A 16,746-nucleotide genomic window follows, 5' to 3' on the forward strand; every position below is an offset into this window, starting at 1 on the left:
GGCGCGCGGGCGCGCACCGACCATGTAAGCCTATCTTGCTCACGCTGAGGGATCCCGAACGTCACTCCGCCTGTTGCGCAGGCCCTCGATGAGCGCCCCGAACCCCAGTTCGAACGCGGCCACCGCGCTCGCACGCCGCCCCGCCTCACCGGACAGGCCCGCGTGGAGGGCTGCGAGGTCAGCCGGCAAGGATGCAACGCTCAACAGGCCCTCGGGCGCGACGAGGTCAAGTGCGGATCCCAACACAAATGCCTCGACCGTGCGCATCGCGGCCACGGCGTCGCCCGGGGCCCAGCCTCCGCGTATCAGCGCAGCAATCACCGACTCGTACATTCGCAGGGTGGAGTGGTCCGTAATCATCGTCGTCGCCATGAGCGGAATGCTGTTCGGGTAGGCAGAGAACGCGGCAAGGTAGGAACGCCCCCAGGCGGCGAGCGCCTCGGGCCACGGGGCTGATTCGAAGGGGCTCACGTCGATCCCCTCGACAATGAGCGCCCGCATTTCCTCGATGACGGCCTGCCTCCCGCTGACGTGGTTGTACAGAGAGGAGGGCCGGCGCTGCACCCGGTCCGCGAGCTGCCGCATCGTGAGTGAGTGACGCCCCTGCTCCTCGACGAGGTCGAGCGCTGCACGCGCGAGCTCTCGGCGATTCAGTCTCATGTCCCGGACGCCCTCCCGCCAGGGCGCCTGCGACCCGGCTCTTGACACCGCAATTTCACACTATTACATTACAAGTGTAAATCACGAACAATGTTCGTTCGTCCCGTATTTCCCGCCGCCGGGACAGCCAAGGCTCACCCGGTGCAGAACCGAGCAAGGGGTCACGATGGCAGAGCAGCACGCGAGCACCGGATCCCCGTGGTCAACGGGGACCCCCACGATCGGCGGCCCGGCCACCCCTCAGCTTCGCCGGGTACTCGGGGTGCCCTCACTGGTGCTCTTCGGCCTGGTGTACATGGTTCCGCTCACGCTCTTCACGACATACGGGATCGTCACGCAGCTCACCGGCGGTCGGCTTCCTCTCGCATACCTCGTCACCCTCGTCGTCATGCTGTTCACCGCACGCTCCTACGGGCTCATGGCACGAGCCTTCCCATACGCGGGCTCCGCATATACCTACTCACAGCGCAGTTTCGGCCCGGGGATTGGTTTCATGGCGGGCTGGGCGCTCATGCTCGACTACCTGTTCCTCCCAATGATCAACTACCTGGTGATCGGGATTTACCTGAATGCCGCGTTCCCCACCGTTCCGAACTGGGTGTTCATCGTGCTCGCGATCGCGGCAGTCACCGTGCTCAACACCGTCGGCATCGTGTCAGTGAGCCGCACGAACACCGTCATCATCGCGGTGCAGGCCATCTTCATTGTCGTGTTTGTTGCGCTCGCGATCGTCGCCATCAACGGCGCTGGCCCTGGCGAGGTCGACCTTACTGCTCCGTTCGTCGGCACTGGCGACAGCGAGGGTTTCAGCCCTGTGCTGGCGGGTGCGGCGATCCTGTGTCTGTCATTTCTCGGCTTCGACTCGGTGTCGACGCTCGCGGAAGAAACGCGCGAGCCGCAGCGGGCGCTCCCCCGGGCGATCACGCTCGTCACCGTACTCGCCGGGATCCTCTTCGTCTGCCTCGCCTACGTCTCGCACCTCTCCTACCCAAGCCACGCGTTCGCCGACCCCGACAGCGCCGCTCTCGATGTCATGACCAGCGTCGGCGGCCAGTTCCTGGCAGTCTTTTTCACCGCGGCCTACGTCGCAGGCGCTTCCGGTTCTGCGCTCGCTTCGCAGGCGTCAGCCGCGCGGATCCTCTTCGCGATGGGCCGCGACGGCGTCCTGCCCAGGCGGGTGTTTGGGCGCCTGAGCGCCCGCTTTCGCACCCCGGTGACCGCCATCCTCATCGTCTCAGTGATCTCACTGCTGTCGGTCGTTGTGGATCTCGGGCTGCTCTCTGAAACCGTGAGCTTTGGGGCGCTGGTGGCATTCTCCGCCGTCAACCTGTCGGTCATCAAACACTATTTCGTGGACCGCGGCCGTCGCAGCGGCGCCGACAGCGTCCGCTTCCTCGTGCTGCCACTGATCGGCTTCGGCCTGACGGTCTGGCTGTGGACGAGCCTGTCGAGCACGGCCCTCACCATTGGGCTCATCTGGCTCGCAGTGGGCATGGTCTGGCTGGTGTGGCTTACCCGCGGATTCCGCAGGCGCACACCAATGCTCGACCTCAGCGAGTAGCTCGGGGCGGTGTACACCCGCTGCCGCCCGACTATTCGGTCCACTCCCCGACCACAGTGTTTTCGGGGTGTTGGCCCGCGCGGAGCCGCTCGATCTGTCGGCGGATGAGATCCACCATGCGCGGCAGCATCGCGCTCGAGTCGCCACCGGCGTGCGGAGTGATGAGGGCGTTCGGTAACGACCACAACGGGTGATCCGCTGGGAGCGGCTCGGGGGCGGTGACGTCCAGCGCCGCACGGAGCCTCCCGGCGGTGAGCTCGGCGACAAGCGCATCCGTGTCGATGAGTGGCCCGCGGCCAACGTTCACCACCAGTGCACCGTCCGGGAGCGCTGCGAGCGCTGCCGCGTCAAACAGGCCCTTCGTCTCCGGACTCAGCGGGAGGCCCAGAATGAGCACCTCGGCCTCGGGCAACAGCTCGTGCAGCTCACCGAGGCCGTGCACGTGCACGAGCTCGCCTGCAAGATTCAGCTCATCACGGGCGGTGCGGGCAAGTCGAGTGATGTGCGTCTCGAAGCCGGCGAGCCGCGCCTCGATGGCCTTGCCGACGCCGCCGAAACCGACGAGCAACACCCTGCGATCCGCGAGGCTCGGGAATGACACCAGATCCCACTTGCCCTCGAGACCGTCGCGGATGAACCGGGGCAGGCCGCGCTGCGCTGCGAGGGTCAGCCCGACCGCGAGCTCAGCGGTCGACGCTTCGTGCACCGTCGTCGCGTTCGCGAGAACAAAGCGGCTCGGCAAATACTTGTCGACCCCGTTGTACCCGATCGACTGCCACTGCACGAGACGCGCCTCGACGGCATCAAGGTTCGCGAGCATGCGGGCGCTCCCCCAATACGGCGGCACCACAATGTCGAAACGTTCGCGGGGCGCAGGAGTGTCAAGATCCCATTCGACGATGTCCACACCGTCGATCTCTCCAATCGCCTCTCGCAATCCCGGGTCGGTCGGCAGTGACAAAACGAAATCGCTCATGCCCCAATACTAAGGGGATGCGATGGGCGGCACGCCAGCTGCCTCGGGACTGACCGGGGGCCCGTTTCAGGCGCCGAGGACGCGCCGAAGCTCCTGCGCGAAACGCTCGATCGTTGCTGCCGACTGGCGCTGCGCCGCGGAAGACTCGGTCGGCCTATTGAGGTAGCCGTGAACGGTGTCGGGCTCGATCGCCTCTGTCACGGGCACTCCTGCCGAGCGGAGTTGCTCGGCGAACTCCTCGCCCGAGGCGCGCAGCTCGTCAGCGTCCGCGTGCACCATGATTGTCGGAGGCAGCTGCCCGAGCTGCTCAGCCGACAGCTCCCCTGCGACACGAAGCCCCGCGATATCCTCGCCCAAATAGAAGTCGTACATCTCAGCGATGCGATCGGCCCGGAAACGGCGGGCCTCGGGAAGCGCCGCCGCGGCGTCAGCAATCCGGGGGTCCGCGCGCTGCACCCGGTGCAGCGTCGGATATTCGAGGAGCAGCGCTTCGGCGGCTCGCTCCGGGTGCGCCTCGTGCTGATCGAGCGTCGCGAGCACCGCGAGGTGAGCACCCGCGCTCGCCCCGCCAGCGACGAGCGGCCCCGCATACTCAGCGCCAGCCCATGCCAACACGGCAGCCACGTCGTTCGACGGCGCCGGTGCCTTCACGCTCTCACTCGCAAGCACGTAGTCGACCGAGATCACCCGGATGCCGGCCTCGGCGAAGCTGCGCGAGACCCAGTCGGCTTCGGGCCAGTCCAGGGTGCCGCGAATGAACGATCCACCGTGTGCCCACACGAGCGTCGCCCAGGGATCGACCCCCTCCGCCGGTTCGTAGCTGCGGACTGGCACCGCCACGGATCCCACCCGGTTTGGCACCGCGGCCGGCGCGACACCGGGACGCGGCACCGTGAACGATGCGACCCGTAGTTCTCCAGCCACCAGCTCTTCCCCCTCAGCTTCGGTTGCCACGCATCCGGGAAGTGCCAGCAGCGCTCCCGCTGCGAGGAGCGGTGCCCACACGAAAGGATGCCGCATTGGCCCAGTATATTTGCGCCCGGTGCGCAACAATGGAGGCATGAACGACCAGCACACCTCGGGACGCCGCGACTTCACGTACACGGATGCGCACGGCATCGTCATCAGCGCGTACTCGTGGGCGCCGAACCCGGCCACGACGCCGGAGCCGCACGGCGCCGTGCAAATCGCGCACGGCATCGGCGAGCACGCCCTCCGTTACGACGCATTTGCCCGCTTCCTCGCCCGGGCGGGCTTCGTGGTGTACGCGAATGATCATCGCGGTCACGGCGAAACCGGGAGGCGACAGCACGGCGGCGACCTGTCGTTGCTCGGGAAGCTCGGCCCTGGCGGGCTGCGTGCGGCCGAGGCCGCTATCGAACAGCTCACGGGCATTATTCGAGATGCGCATCCGGGGCTCAAACTCGCCCAGTTCGGGCATTCGTGGGGGTCCCTCATGACGCAGCGGATCCTGAACGAACAGCCACGGCTGTGGGACGCTGTCGTGCTCTCGGGCAGCGCCTTCCGCACGCCGCGCTACATGGAGAGCGGCAAGCTCAATGCGAAGTGGGCCGACGAGGCGAATGCCTCGGGCTTCGAATGGTTGAGCCGGGACGCCGCAGTGGCGGCGGCGTTCATCGCAGACCCGCTGTGCTTCGAAGCGAATATCCTCAAACTCTTTGGCGTGAGCGACGGGCTCCGCCTCTTCGGAACGCCGAGCGAGCGGCTCGTCCGTGACGTCCCGATCCTCATCGTGTCAGGCGGCGACGATCCGCTCAGCCGCGGCGACGGCCTCAAACGCCTGGCGGATGCGTATCGCGCTCGCGGTGTACGGGACGTCGCGCTGAAGATCTACCCGGGGGCCCGCCACGAGATCCTCAACGAAACAAACCACGACGACGTCTTCTCTGACGTCGCCACCTGGCTCGTCGACCGGCTGGACTAGCCGGGTGCTCCGCCCGGTCTAGCCCCGATCGAGGCGCTCATAGCCGGCAAGCAGAATGCGTTCGGCGAGGAAGAGGTATTCCTTCAGGTGCGCGGCAGCTTCCTGCGTATTCCCCGCTTCAAGCAGCTCGACGATTTCGAGATTGCGTTCCAAGAAGGGGGCGTGGAGGTACTCGGGGTCATCGATGAGGCCGAACGCCAAGCGAAGCTCGGTGGCGAGCTGCACATAGAGCCGATTGAGTCGGGGGCTGTCAGCGAGCTCGAACACTGCCTGGTGAAAGCGGATGTTTGCGCCGGCGATCGATTGCCAGTCGTCTTGCTCCCGGTGCGTGAGTGCTTCTTCGACCGCCGCTCGCATCTGGGCGAGCGCCGGGTGCCGCGGTAGGGCCTCGCTGACGGCCTGGCACTCGATGAGTCGGCGAACACGGTAGATGTCGATAATCGTGTTGATATTTGGGATCGCGACACAGGCGCCACGGTTCGGAACCTGGGTGATGAGGCCCTCTTGGCTCAGCGTGCGGAACGCTTCGCGGAGGGTATTCCGAGAGATGCCGAGCGACTCAGCGAGCTTGGCCTCTGGCACCCGGTCGCCCGGCTTGAGCTCACCGTTCGAGATGCGTCCGCGGATCTCCGCGGCGGCCTCCATCGCCCGCGAGAGCACCGCCCCGTCACCCTGCGAAGACGCTGCACTGCGGGCTGATGACATGCGTGAAGTGTAGCAAGCGCACAGTCACCTCCAAAGATTGTTGAGCAATCGCGCTTGCTTTGTTCAAACAAGTGAGTATTCTGGTAGTACGGTCACAGCATGACTGACCCTCATTTTTTTCTCTCCCGTGACGCAACGACGCGAAAGGCACCCGCGATGAGCACCCAGCAGCCCCCGGATCAGCACGCACACACCACACGCCCCGAGAGCCCCGACTCACAGGAAGCGGACACCAAGGTCACCGTCCCCGGCCCGGCAACGGTGGCAAGCGGCACAGTTGGCTTCGCCAAGTCGCGACGCGCGTCCCTGCTCGGAGCGATCTTCCTCATGGCAACCTCGGCCATCGGCCCTGGGTTCATCACCCAGACGGCAACGTTCACTGCGACGCTCGGGGCGGCCTTCGCCTTCGGCATCCTGGTGTCGATCCTCATCGACTTCATCGTCCAGGCCAACATCTGGCAAATCATCACGCTCTCGGGCAGGCGTGCGGCCGAACTCGCAAACTCCGCGATTCCGTTCTCCGGCTACGTGCTCTCGGTACTCGTCATCGTCGGCGGACTCGTCTTCAACATCGGCAACATCGCTGGCGCAGGCCTCGGCATGAACGCGCTCTTCGGACTCGACGCAAAGATTGGCGGGGCAATCAGCGCAATCCTGGCCATCGCGATCTTCCTCTCGCACCGTGCGGGGATCATCATGGACCGGGCGATCATCGTGCTCGGCGTGGTCATGGTGCTTCTCACGATCGCCGTCGCCATTGTCGCAAACCCGCCCGTCGGAGAGGCACTCCGCCAGACCGTGCTGCCCGACACGATCGACTTCGCAGCGATCACGACGATTGTCGGCGGTACAGTCGGCGGCTACATCACCTACGCTGGCGCGCACAAGCTCCTCGATTCAGGTACGGCCGGGCCAGAGCACATCAAGGAGGTGACCCGGTCAGCCTTCTTCGGCATCGCGGTCACCGGCATCATGCGATACGTGCTCTTCCTCGCCTTCCTTGGCGTCACCGCAAGTGGCGTACTCCTCGATCTGTCCGCGAATCCCGCGGCGCAGGCCTTCGAAGCTGCCGCGGGCGAGTGGGGAATGCGCGCGTTTGGTCTCGTGCTCTGGGCCGCGGCGCTCTCGAGCGTCATCGGCGCTGCGTTCACCTCGGTATCGTTCATGACCGTGTTCAGCGCAAAACTCGACCTGCGCCGCCGCAGCTGGGCGACCGTCATCTTCATCGCAGTTGGGCTCGTCGCGTACCTCCTCATGGGGACCACGCCTGTTGCCCTGCTGGTCTTCGCGGGCGGCTTCAACGGCCTCATTCTGCCCATCGGATTCACGGTGTTCATGTACATCGCCTGGTTCAGGCGGGATTTGCTCAACGGGCACCGGGTGAACCCGTGGCTCCTGTGGCTCGGTACGCTCATGACCATACTCACCTGGTACATGGGTGTCGTCTCCTTCAGCACGATCTTCAAGTTCCTCGGCGCCTAGGCACCGACACACCCACTGAGAAGGGAAACAGACCATGCGGATCGATCTCAACAGCGACCTCGGGGAGCACTACGGCTCCTGGCGGATGGGCGACGACGAGAGCATGCTCGAAACCGTCACGAGCGCGAACATCGCCTGCGGCTTCCACGCGGGCGATCCGAAGACGGCATTTGCCACCCTCACCGGCGCTGCTGCCCGCGGCGTCGCGGTCGGCGCGCACGTGGCGTATCCCGACCTCGCTGGCTTCGGACGCCGCCCGATGGTCCTGCCAGCCGACGAGCTCGAGGCCCTGGTGATCTACCAGATCGGTGCGCTCCAAGCCCTCGCGCTCGCGGCTGGAACGGAGGTGCGCTACGTCAAACCACACGGCGCGCTCTACAACAGCATCGCGTTCAACGAGGCGGAGGCCGCCACCGTCATCGCAGCAATCCGCCGCGTGAACCCCGAGCTTGCGCTTGTGTGTCTGGCTGCTTCCCCGCTCGTTGAGCAGGCGCGCGCTGCCGGCCTGCGCGCCGTGTCCGAGGCATTCGCCGATCGGGCGTATGAGCCAAATGGCGCACTCGTCTCACGCACCGAGCCAGGCGCAGTGCTCCACGACCCCGAACTCGTCGCGGCACGCATGCTCCAACTCGTTGAACGCGGAACGGTCACCGCTCGCGACGGCAGCGAGGTCGAGATCCAGGCAGAATCAATCTGCGTGCACGGCGACAGTCCCGACGCAGTGAACATGGCACGGGCAGTGCGGTCACGGCTGTTGGGAGCCGGGGTGGATCTCGCGAGCTTCACGGATGCGGTGCGTCAATGAACGCAGTCGAACCGCGGATCCTGCCTGCCGGATCCAGCGCGCTCCTCCTCGACTGCGGCTCACTCGACCGCGCGCTCAGCGCCTTCGCAGCCCTGTCCGCCGCGATCGAACGCGGCGAACTCAGCGTGGACGAACTCGTCCCGGCAGCCGAGACCGTGCTCGTATCCGGCGGCGAGGCGCGAGACGCTGGCGCGCTTGCGCCAAAGCTGCGCAAGCTTCTCGCAGGAGCAGCGACAGCAGCTCGCGGTGCGACTTCGGGCCCCGAGGTACTCATCCCCGTGCGCTACGACGGCGAAGATCTGGACGACGTCGCGAACCTGACCGGGCTGAGTCGGGAAGCTGTCGTGGAACGACACCTGGCCGCCCTGTACACCGTCGCATTCACCGGGTTCGCACCAGGCTTCGCGTACCTCTCCGGCGGCGACCCCGCACTCGCGGTGCCGCGCAGGAGCACCCCGCGCCCGCGGATCCTCCCGGGCTCCGTTGGCCTCGCAGGCCCGTTCTCCGGCGTCTACCCGCGCGAGAGCCCCGGCGGCTGGCAAATCATCGGTTCGACGTCGCTCGTACTGTGGGACATCGACCGGGAACAGCCAGCGGCCCTCGTCGCGGGCGGAACCGTGCGCTTCGCGGCGGAGCGCGAGTCGGTGCCCGCACATGCACCTCTTGCGAGCCAAGCGGCGCCGGCGGCGAGCGCCGCACCGCTCGGTGCTGCCACACTGCGGGTCGTCGACGCCGGACTGCAAACGCTCGTGCAGGACGCTGGGCGCAGCGGCGTCGCCGGCATGGGTGTCGGCACCTCAGGGGTGGCAGCGCGCGGCGCGTATCGACGCGCGAACGCCCTCGTCGGGAACCGCCGCGGGGCTGCTGCCCTCGAGCTCGGCCACGGCGGTTTCGCTGTCACTGCGATCGCGACGGCCGTCCTCGCGCTCACCGGCGCTCCCCGCGCGGGGCGCGTGTCCGGCCCCTACGGCGAGCGCAGTGTGCCGCACGGGGCGGCGTTCCGCTTGAGCGTTGGCGAGCAGCTGTCGCTGGACGCCCCCACACGCGGGCTCCGCACGGTACTCGCGCTGCGCGGCGGTATCGCGGCACAGCCGGTCCTCGGCAGTGTGTCACGCGACACGCTCGCGGGGCTCGGTCCTCGTCCGCTCGCAGTCGGTGACAAGATCTGTGCCGGCGACTGTGGCGTGCGGTCGGTCTCGCCGCCGCTTGGCGCTGAGCCGGCGCTGCCCGCCCCGGGCGAGGACACCGTTCTCAGGGTGATCTTCGGGCCGCGAGACGACTGGTTCGATGACGATGCGCTCGCGCGGCTCACAGCTCAGACTTGGACGGTGACACCGCAGAGCAATCGCGTTGGTGTCCGTCTCGCAGGAGATCCGCTCCCGCGTGCCGCCAGTGTTGCGGAGCGTGAGCTTCCCAGCGAGGGCGTCGCCCTCGGATCGCTCCAGGTTCCACCCGACGGCCAGCCCGTGCTCTTCCTCGCCGATCGGCCACTCACTGGCGGCTATCCCGTCATCGCTGTTGTCCATGACGACGACCTCGACCTCGCCGCTCAGCTTGCCCCCGGCAGCCGCGTACGCTTCACCCCGGCAGCCGCCACCTCTTCCGTTCGACCACAGCCGTAACACCTGGAGACGCACCGTGACACTCAACAAGATCCTCATCGCAAACCGCGGCGAAATCGCCGTGCGTATTATCCGTGCGGCCCGCGAGGCCGGCATCACGAGCGTCGCCGTGTATTCGGACGACGACGCCGACGCCCTCCACGTGCGACTCGCTGACGAGGCGTACGCGCTTGGCGGCGTCACGCCCGGCGAAAGCTACCTGAACAGTGCCGCGCTGCTCGCTGTGGCCGAGCGGGCCGGTGCCGACGCGATCCACCCCGGCTACGGTTTCCTCTCTGAGCGCGCCGACTTCGCGGCGGCGGTCATCGCCGCCGGTCTCACCTGGATCGGCCCAGATCCCCACACCATCGAGGCCCTCGGCGACAAGGCGCGCGCACGCGCGCTCGCGGCCGAGGTCGGGGCGCCACTCGTGCCTGGCACCCCCGGCGCGGTCACCGACGTGTCGGAGGTCACAGCGTTCGCTGCCGAGCACGGTCTGCCGATCGCGATCAAGGCTGTGTTCGGCGGCGGCGGCCGCGGCATGCGGGTCGTGCGCGAGCTCGACGAGATCGAGGAGGCTTACGACTCTGCCGTGCGCGAAGCAACCGTCGCGTTCGGGCAGGGCGACTGCCTCGTCGAGCGTTTCCTCGACCGGCCACGCCACATCGAGGCGCAGGTGCTCGGCGATCGCCACGGGCGCATCGCGGTGCTCGGAACCCGCGACTGCTCGCTGCAGCGGCGCAATCAGAAGCTCGTCGAGGAGGCCCCCGCGCCGTTTCTCACCGACGAGGTGCGTGAGCGCATCCACCGGGCAGCAGCCGACGTGTGTGCTGCCGCAGAGTACGTCGGCGCTGGCACCGTCGAGTTCCTGCTCGGCGAGGACGGCACGCTGTCGTTCCTTGAGGTGAACACGCGGCTGCAGGTCGAGCACCCGGTCACCGAGATGGTGACCGGCGTCGACCTCGTGCACGAGCAATTCCGGATCGCGGCGGGCGAACCCATGAGCGTTCCCGCGGAGATTCCCACGTTCGGTCACGCCATCGAGTTCCGTATTAACGCGGAGGATCCCGCGCTCGGCTATCTGCCGACCCCAGGAACGGTTGAGCGGTTCGAAACCCCGGGTGGCCCGGGGGTGCGCGTCGATGCCGGAGTATACGCCGGCTACACCGTGCCCGGCAGCTTCGATTCGATGCTCGCGAAGCTCATTGTTTGGGGCGCCGACCGCGAGCAGGCGCTCGCCCGCTCGCGGCGCGCCCTCGCGGAGTTCACGATCACGGGCGTTGCGACGGTGATTCCGTTCGACCGGCACGTCGTCACCGACCCGGCGTTCACGGCCGAGGACGGCGACTTCGGTGTGCACACCCGGTGGATCGAGGAGGAGTGCACGGCAGAGTTCGAACCGGCCGCGGCCGTGGCGACGCCGGCAGCGCCGCGCCTAACGCGACTCCCGATCGAGATCGACGGCAGGCTCGTCGAGCTCGGACTGCCCGAGAGCCTGCTCTCCCGGCTAGAGGTCGGGGGCGCCTCCCCCGCGGGCGCTGCGGCCGACGGTGCTGCGAGCGCCGCAGGCGCAGGCGAACAGGCGCCTGGAGCGGTCCTCGCACCCTTTGCCGGCACCCTCGCGTCGTGGCAGGTCGACGATGGCGCGGCGGTATCAGCTGGCGACACCATCGCCGTGCTCGAAGCGATGAAGATGGAGGTCCCCGTCAAGGCGACCGCCGCCGGCACGCTCCGGCACTCGGCCCCAGCCGGCGCAGTCGTCGCGGCCGGTGCGGCGATTGGCGTCGTGCAGACGCACTAGTCGGTGGCCACGGCGGCCGCCCTGTACCAACGAAGGAGAACAGGTCATGACACGCATACTCGCAACCGAAGCTCAGCTCAACGCAGCGCGCACCGCCCGCGCGGAATACCGGAGGGGTCTCATCGCGCCAACCAGCGGAGTCGCCCACGGGTTGGTGCAGGCCAACCTCATCGCAGTGCCAGCAGACTGGGCCTACGACGTGCTGCTCTACGGGCAACGCAACTCGCAGGCATGCCCGGTGCTTGAGGTACTCGACGCTGGCGCAACCGAATCGCGACTGGCACCTGGCTCAGATCTGCGCACCGATCTCCCTGCCTACCGCGTGTGGCGTGACGGTGAACTCACGGCAGAGCCAAGTGATGCCTCGGCTGCGTGGGAGGAACACCCCGATCTCGTGTCCTTTCTCATCGGGTGCAGCTTCACGTTCGAGGCGGGGCTCGTTGATGCTGGCATCGAGGTACGCCACCAGACGCTCGGCCGCAACGTTCCCATGTACCAGACCACCCGCCAGTGCGCGCCGGCCGGTCGCCTGAGTGGGGAACTCGTGGTCTCCATGCGCCCGATCCCCGGCGACAGAGTCGCGGATGCGGTGCAGATCTCAGGCCGCTACCCTGCGGTTCACGGCGCACCCGTACACATTGGGGACCCGGCTGGCCTCGGCATCACCGACCTCGCCTCGCCCGAGTTCGGCGACGCCCCAGAACTACGTGACGGCGACGTACCGGTGTTCTGGGCCTGCGGCGTCACCCCGCAGGCCGCGATCATGGCGTCGCGCCCGCCGTTCGCGCTCACGCACGCGCCAGGCTACATGTTCGTCACCGACGTACCAGACGCAAACTACCTCGTGTAGCCAGCCCCGCGAGGGCAACTACCGCCGATGGCCCGTGCGGGGCATCCACCGCAGGAACGCAGCGGTTCCGAGCAGTCCGATCGCGCCCATCGCCGCGGTAGCCACCCCGATCGGGGCTACGGCGGCCATTCCAGAGAAGATCAGTGGCGCGACTGCGGCACCCGCGCTCGTCAGTGTGCGCCACGATCCGAGGAACGGTGCCGGGTTCGCCTTTGGCGCGAGGTCGGCGCCCAGGGTGAGCAGCAGTCCACTCGAGAGGCCGTTCGCGACCCCGATCACGGCTGAGAGCACGACGAACCATGTCGTCGCTGAGTCCCACTCGCTCGTGAAGGCCAGGATGAGGAAGCTGACACTCATCATGAGCATCGATGGCACGACCGCCCACAGCCTGCCGAACCGGTCCATGACCTGGCCGCTCGCGTAGAACAGGGCGAAATCGAGTGCCCCCGAGATGCCGACCACAAGCGCAATCGTTTGGGCGTCGAGTCCAATCGCGACACCCCAGAGCGGGAGCACCACCTGGCGGGCCGCTCGTAGCGCCGAGAGCGATGACGCGGCGAGCCCGAGCCGGGCAAGCACCGAGCGGAACCGCACCATCGTGCGGAAGACCCCCTCGCGTGCGGCCTCCGCATCGGGAAGGCTCATACCTGCGGTAGCGGGTCCAGTGACGGCCTCACGCTCGCCCGCAACGAACTCGCGCTCGGGATCGGGCCCGAGCCACACGAGCAGCACGGTCGCCGCGAGGCAGATGATCAGACACCAGATCACCCAGGTGTCATCGCCGGTCGCCGACAACAGGAGCGCGGCGATGAACGGCCCGAGGAAGATCCCGAACCGGTAGCTCCCGCCGAGGAGTGCGAGCGCACGCGCACGAAAATGGAATGGCACGTGTGAGGCCATGAACGAGTGCCGCGCGAGCCCAAAGGCGGCCGCACAGAAGCCGTTGACGAAGATCGCGATGGTGAGCACAGTGATGTTCGTCGCGAATGGCAGCATCACTGCTCCGGCGAGCGCGAGCAGACCCGAGAACACCATCGCGTAGCGTTCGCCCACCTTCGCGACGAGCCAGCCCGCGGGGATATTGCCGCACAGCTGCCCGACGACAAGGGCCGAGGCGACGAGGCCAGACGTTGCGAGATCCGCGCCCAGCCGGGTCGCCATCGTCGGGATGAGTGGAATGATCGCGCCCTGCCCGAGCGCGAAGAGCAGCGTCGGGCCGTAAATCATGGGTGCCAGGCGCAGCAGAAACGCGGAGATCGATTCAGCCATGGCGGTTCCTACTCATTGTTCCCACAATACTCATGCCGCGTGCCCGCGCCGTCTCAGTGCGCCGCGCAATGGGCTTTCGTGGCCGAGACTGGCGCCGAAGAGTACCCTAGGGAGCAGGCACACAAGGAGGCTGACATGCACGGCGAATATAAGGTTCCCGGCGGCAAGCTCGTCGTCGTCGATTTCGAGGTCACTGACGACAAGATCACCGACTTCCGGCTGTCGGGTGACTTTTTCCTTGAGCCAGACGAGGCGCTCCTCGACATCAACGCTGCCATCGAGGGCATGAACCCGAACTCGACGATCGACGCGTTCGCCGAGGCAATCCTGGCGGCGCTGCCGAGCGAGGTACACCTGCTCGGTTTCACGCCGGATTCGGTGGGCGTCGCGATCCGCCGCGGCGTCACAGGGGCCGCGCATTGGCGCGACTACGACTGGCAGATCGTCCGCGAGCCTGCGGTCACCCCAATGCTCAACGCAGCGCTCGATGAGGTGCTCACGACCGCGGTCGGCGAGGGGCTGCGCGGGCCAACCATGCGCATCTGGGAGTGGAACGAGCCTGCGGTGATCATCGGCAGCTTCCAGTCCGTAAAGAACGAGGTCGACGAGGAGCAGGCCGCCACGCACGGCGCCACGCTCGTGCGACGAATCTCCGGCGGCGGCGCGATGTACATGGAGCCCGAGGCGAGCATCACCTACGCCCTGTACATTCCGGGCGAGCTGGTGCGCGGCATGTCGTTCGCCGACTCGTACGCCTACCTCGATGACTGGGTCCTCGAAGCGCTAAAGTCGCTCGGCATCGACGCCGTCTACAAACCGCTCAACGACATCACGAGCCCCCAGGGCAAGATCGGCGGCGCAGCGCAGAAGCGACTCGGCTCTGGCGCGATCCTGCACCACGTCACGATGGCCTACGACATGGATCCGACGGCCATGACGCAGGTGCTGCGCATCGGGCGCGAGAAGCTCTCAGACAAGGGAACGGCGAGCGCGCAGAAGCGCGTCGATCCACTCCGGAGCCAGACAGGTAAGACCCGCGAGGAGATCGTGGAGCGCATGATCGAGGTGTTCCAGCGCCGTCACGGCGGCGTCATGGGCGAGGTCACCGAGGGCGAGTGGGATGCCGCGGAGCGCCTCGTTGAGCAGAAGTTCTCAACCGAGGAGTGGCTGCGGCGCGTGCCGTAGGCGCTCCGCTCCGCACACCGTTCGAAGGAATTCACGATGATCCGACTCAGTATGGTGACGATCGACACCGCAGATCCGCGCACGCTCGCGGGCTGGTGGGCCGAACGGCTCGGCGGCGAGATCGTGCACGACGCCGACGGCTGGTTCTGCATGGTCAGCGCACCCAATGCGCCCGTTGCGCTCGGGTTCCAAAAGGTTGAGGATCCCACGCCCGGCAAGAACCGGCTCCACCTCGATCTCGACCGCAGCCCAGACGTGGACCGCGAAGTGATGGTCGCCGAGTGGATCGCCGCCGGCGCAACACATCTCGGCCACCGTGGCGAGGCCGACTTCTTCTGGGATACATTCGCCGACCCCGCCGGCAACGAGTTCTGCATCGGCGACCCGCACTAGGCGCGCAGCCCGGGGTGCGGGGGCCTGGGTGCGGGGCCTGGGAACGCTGGCCCTGGCCCGGGCTGCGCGCCCCGGGCCAGGGCGGCGGCGCGTACCGTAGATATGCGATCTCCCGTTCCTATGCCCGATTCGCCCGTGGGCAGCATATGAACGGGATTTCCCCGACCGTAGGGCACACGCCGTAGGGCACAGGCCGCAGGGCACACGCCGTAGGGCACACGCCGTAGGGCACACGCCGTAGATCACAGACCTCAGGGCACCCGCCCAACAGCGATCAGACGCGGGCCCTGCGCGCGCCCTCGCCGAGCGATTCGAGCTTCGCCCAGGCGATCTGCGGGTGCACGCGCCCGCCGAGACCGCAGTCGGTCGCCGCGATGACCCGCTCGGGGCCGACAATCTTCGCGAAGCGCTCAACGCGCTGCGCGACGAGATCGGGGTGCTCAACGAGATTTGTTGCGTGGCTCACGACGCCGGGCACGAGCAAGAGGTCATCGGGGATAAGGGCCGCGTTCTCCGACCACACCGCCCACTCGTGCTCGTGGCGCGCGTTCGCCGCCTCGAACGAGATCTGGCCGACGTTCGCGCCGAGCACGGTCTTCAGAATGTGCTTGAGCTCGATGTCGGTCGTGTGCGGGCCGTGCCACGATCCCCAACACAGGTGCAGCCGGATCTGCTCCTTCGGGAGCCCCTCGATCGCGGCGTTGATCGCGTCGATGCGGATCTGCGTGAACGCCAGGTAGTCCTCGACACTCGGCTCGGGGTTGATCTGGTCCCAGTTCTCGGCGAGCGACGGGTCGTCGAGCTGCAGGATGAGCCCCGCGTCGGTCACCGCGCGGTATTCCTCGCGCAGCGCCGCCACCCAGGCATCGATGTGCTCCTGCTCGCTGCCGTAGAACTCGTTTTCGATGCGCGCGGCGGATCCGGGCGCGATCGCGGTGAGGAAGCCATGCTCCCCCGGCGCAAGCGCGGCCGTAAGGTTGCGGGTGTCTGCGGCGATCGCGGACTGTCCGGTGTAGCTGATGGGGCCGGTGGTTGCGGGGAACGCAGTCGCGTTCTTGCCGACGCTGATGCCGCTATCGGGATCTTGGTAGGCCTCAGCGAAGGTGCTCCAGTCGCGGCGGTCGGGGAACGTCGTGAGGCGCACATCACCTGGCGCGGAACGCACGGGCTCCTGGCTGAAGATGTCCTTGCCGGTGAGCTCGAGACCCGCGGTGCGCTGGAACGAGTACGTCCACCAGGCGCCGTAGTCGACCGCGTTCGACATTGCCTTGCCGAACTCGCCGTCGCCGGGCTGCGTGATGCCGGCGGCGCGCTGCCGTTCGACGACGTCACGGGTTGCCTCGGCGACGAGCGCTTCGAACTCGGGGGTGGACTGCAGCGTGAAGCCGTCGTCTGCGAAGGTGCGGGCCGCGTTGGCCTCAATGAGCGCCTGTGTACGTGGAAGGCTGCCGGCGGTGGTGGTTTCGATGCGGGTCATATCCCGAAGCTACCGCGGCGGCCACGGGAGCCCCAG

15 protein-coding genes are annotated in these 16,746 nt (G+C 67.3%); 9 read left to right on the forward strand and 6 right to left on the reverse strand.

Going from position 1 to position 16,746, the window contains the following annotated elements; genetic code table 11:
* Positions 1 to 39: 39 nt before the first annotated feature.
* On the reverse strand, positions 40 to 660 hold the full coding sequence (locus AUL38_RS00620; protein WP_059058252.1) for a TetR/AcrR family transcriptional regulator C-terminal domain-containing protein: 621 nt from the start codon (positions 658 to 660) through the stop codon (positions 40 to 42).
* A 166-nt stretch (positions 661 to 826) separates the two neighbouring features.
* On the opposite strand from AUL38_RS00620, the gene AUL38_RS00625 reads away from it, so the two are divergent.
* Positions 827 to 2,221, forward strand: coding sequence for an APC family permease (locus AUL38_RS00625; protein WP_083506479.1), 1,395 nt, complete (start codon positions 827 to 829; stop codon positions 2,219 to 2,221).
* Between the two features lie 31 nt (positions 2,222 to 2,252).
* On the opposite strand, the gene AUL38_RS00630 is transcribed toward AUL38_RS00625, so the two are convergent.
* Together AUL38_RS00630 and AUL38_RS00635 are read right to left on the reverse strand one after the other, a co-directional pair.
* Complete coding sequence (locus AUL38_RS00630) at positions 2,253 to 3,197, reverse strand: 2-hydroxyacid dehydrogenase (RefSeq protein ID WP_059058254.1); 945 nt, start codon at positions 3,195 to 3,197, stop codon at positions 2,253 to 2,255.
* A 66-nt stretch (positions 3,198 to 3,263) separates the two neighbouring features.
* Positions 3,264 to 4,217 (reverse strand): alpha/beta hydrolase, encoded by a 954-nt coding sequence (locus tag AUL38_RS00635; RefSeq protein ID WP_083506480.1) that lies wholly within the window; start codon positions 4,215 to 4,217, stop codon positions 3,264 to 3,266.
* 40 nt (positions 4,218 to 4,257) lie between these two features.
* Between AUL38_RS00635 and AUL38_RS00640 the strand changes: the two genes are divergently transcribed.
* On the forward strand, positions 4,258 to 5,142 hold the full coding sequence (locus AUL38_RS00640; protein ID WP_059058259.1) for an alpha/beta fold hydrolase: 885 nt from the start codon (positions 4,258 to 4,260) through the stop codon (positions 5,140 to 5,142).
* An 18-nt stretch (positions 5,143 to 5,160) separates the two neighbouring features.
* On the opposite strand, the gene AUL38_RS00645 is transcribed toward AUL38_RS00640, so the two are convergent.
* Entirely contained in the window at positions 5,161 to 5,847 is a 687-nt protein-coding gene (locus AUL38_RS00645; RefSeq protein ID WP_083506481.1) for a GntR family transcriptional regulator, read from the reverse strand.
* A gap of 156 nt (positions 5,848 to 6,003) precedes the next feature.
* Here AUL38_RS00645 and AUL38_RS00650 point away from each other — a divergent pair, with 156 nt between their 5' ends.
* The 5 genes from AUL38_RS00650 to AUL38_RS00670 are packed head-to-tail and all read left to right on the forward strand — an operon-like array spanning position 6,004 to position 12,386.
* Positions 6,004 to 7,329, forward strand: a complete 1,326-nt coding sequence (locus AUL38_RS00650) for an NRAMP family divalent metal transporter (protein ID WP_083506482.1) — start codon at positions 6,004 to 6,006, stop codon at positions 7,327 to 7,329.
* A 34-nt stretch (positions 7,330 to 7,363) separates the two neighbouring features.
* On the forward strand, positions 7,364 to 8,134 hold the full coding sequence (locus AUL38_RS00655) for a LamB/YcsF family protein (RefSeq protein WP_059058261.1): 771 nt from the start codon (positions 7,364 to 7,366) through the stop codon (positions 8,132 to 8,134).
* Positions 8,131 to 9,756, forward strand: a complete 1,626-nt coding sequence (locus tag AUL38_RS00660; RefSeq protein ID WP_059058263.1) for an urea amidolyase family protein — start codon at positions 8,131 to 8,133, stop codon at positions 9,754 to 9,756. Before AUL38_RS00655 ends, AUL38_RS00660 begins: the two co-directional genes overlap by 4 nt.
* Before the next feature lie 16 nt (positions 9,757 to 9,772).
* Positions 9,773 to 11,536 (forward strand): biotin carboxylase N-terminal domain-containing protein, encoded by a 1,764-nt coding sequence (locus AUL38_RS00665; RefSeq protein WP_059058265.1) that lies wholly within the window; start codon positions 9,773 to 9,775, stop codon positions 11,534 to 11,536.
* Positions 11,537 to 11,582: 46 nt separating this feature from the next.
* Positions 11,583 to 12,386: a putative hydro-lyase gene (locus tag AUL38_RS00670; protein WP_059058267.1), complete on the forward strand. Its 804-nt coding sequence runs from the start codon at positions 11,583 to 11,585 to the stop codon at positions 12,384 to 12,386.
* A gap of 18 nt (positions 12,387 to 12,404) precedes the next feature.
* Here AUL38_RS00670 and AUL38_RS00675 read toward each other — a convergent pair whose 3' ends face one another.
* Positions 12,405 to 13,655: an MFS transporter gene (locus AUL38_RS00675; protein ID WP_059058270.1), complete on the reverse strand. Its 1,251-nt coding sequence runs from the start codon at positions 13,653 to 13,655 to the stop codon at positions 12,405 to 12,407.
* A 135-nt stretch (positions 13,656 to 13,790) separates the two neighbouring features.
* Between AUL38_RS00675 and AUL38_RS00680 the strand changes: the two genes are divergently transcribed.
* Both AUL38_RS00680 and AUL38_RS00685 read left to right on the forward strand, forming a co-directional pair.
* Positions 13,791 to 14,840 (forward strand): lipoate--protein ligase family protein, encoded by a 1,050-nt coding sequence (locus AUL38_RS00680; RefSeq protein WP_059058272.1) that lies wholly within the window; start codon positions 13,791 to 13,793, stop codon positions 14,838 to 14,840.
* Positions 14,841 to 14,876: 36 nt separating this feature from the next.
* Positions 14,877 to 15,233 (forward strand): VOC family protein, encoded by a 357-nt coding sequence (locus AUL38_RS00685; protein WP_059058274.1) that lies wholly within the window; start codon positions 14,877 to 14,879, stop codon positions 15,231 to 15,233.
* A gap of 274 nt (positions 15,234 to 15,507) precedes the next feature.
* On the opposite strand, the gene AUL38_RS00690 is transcribed toward AUL38_RS00685, so the two are convergent.
* Complete coding sequence (locus tag AUL38_RS00690) at positions 15,508 to 16,710, reverse strand: cobalamin-independent methionine synthase II family protein (RefSeq protein ID WP_059058276.1); 1,203 nt, start codon at positions 16,708 to 16,710, stop codon at positions 15,508 to 15,510.
* Positions 16,711 to 16,746 lie beyond the last annotated feature (36 nt).

The sequence above is a fragment of the Leucobacter sp. G161 genome, assembly GCF_001482305.1.
Lineage (GTDB): Bacteria > Actinomycetota > Actinomycetes > Actinomycetales > Microbacteriaceae > Leucobacter.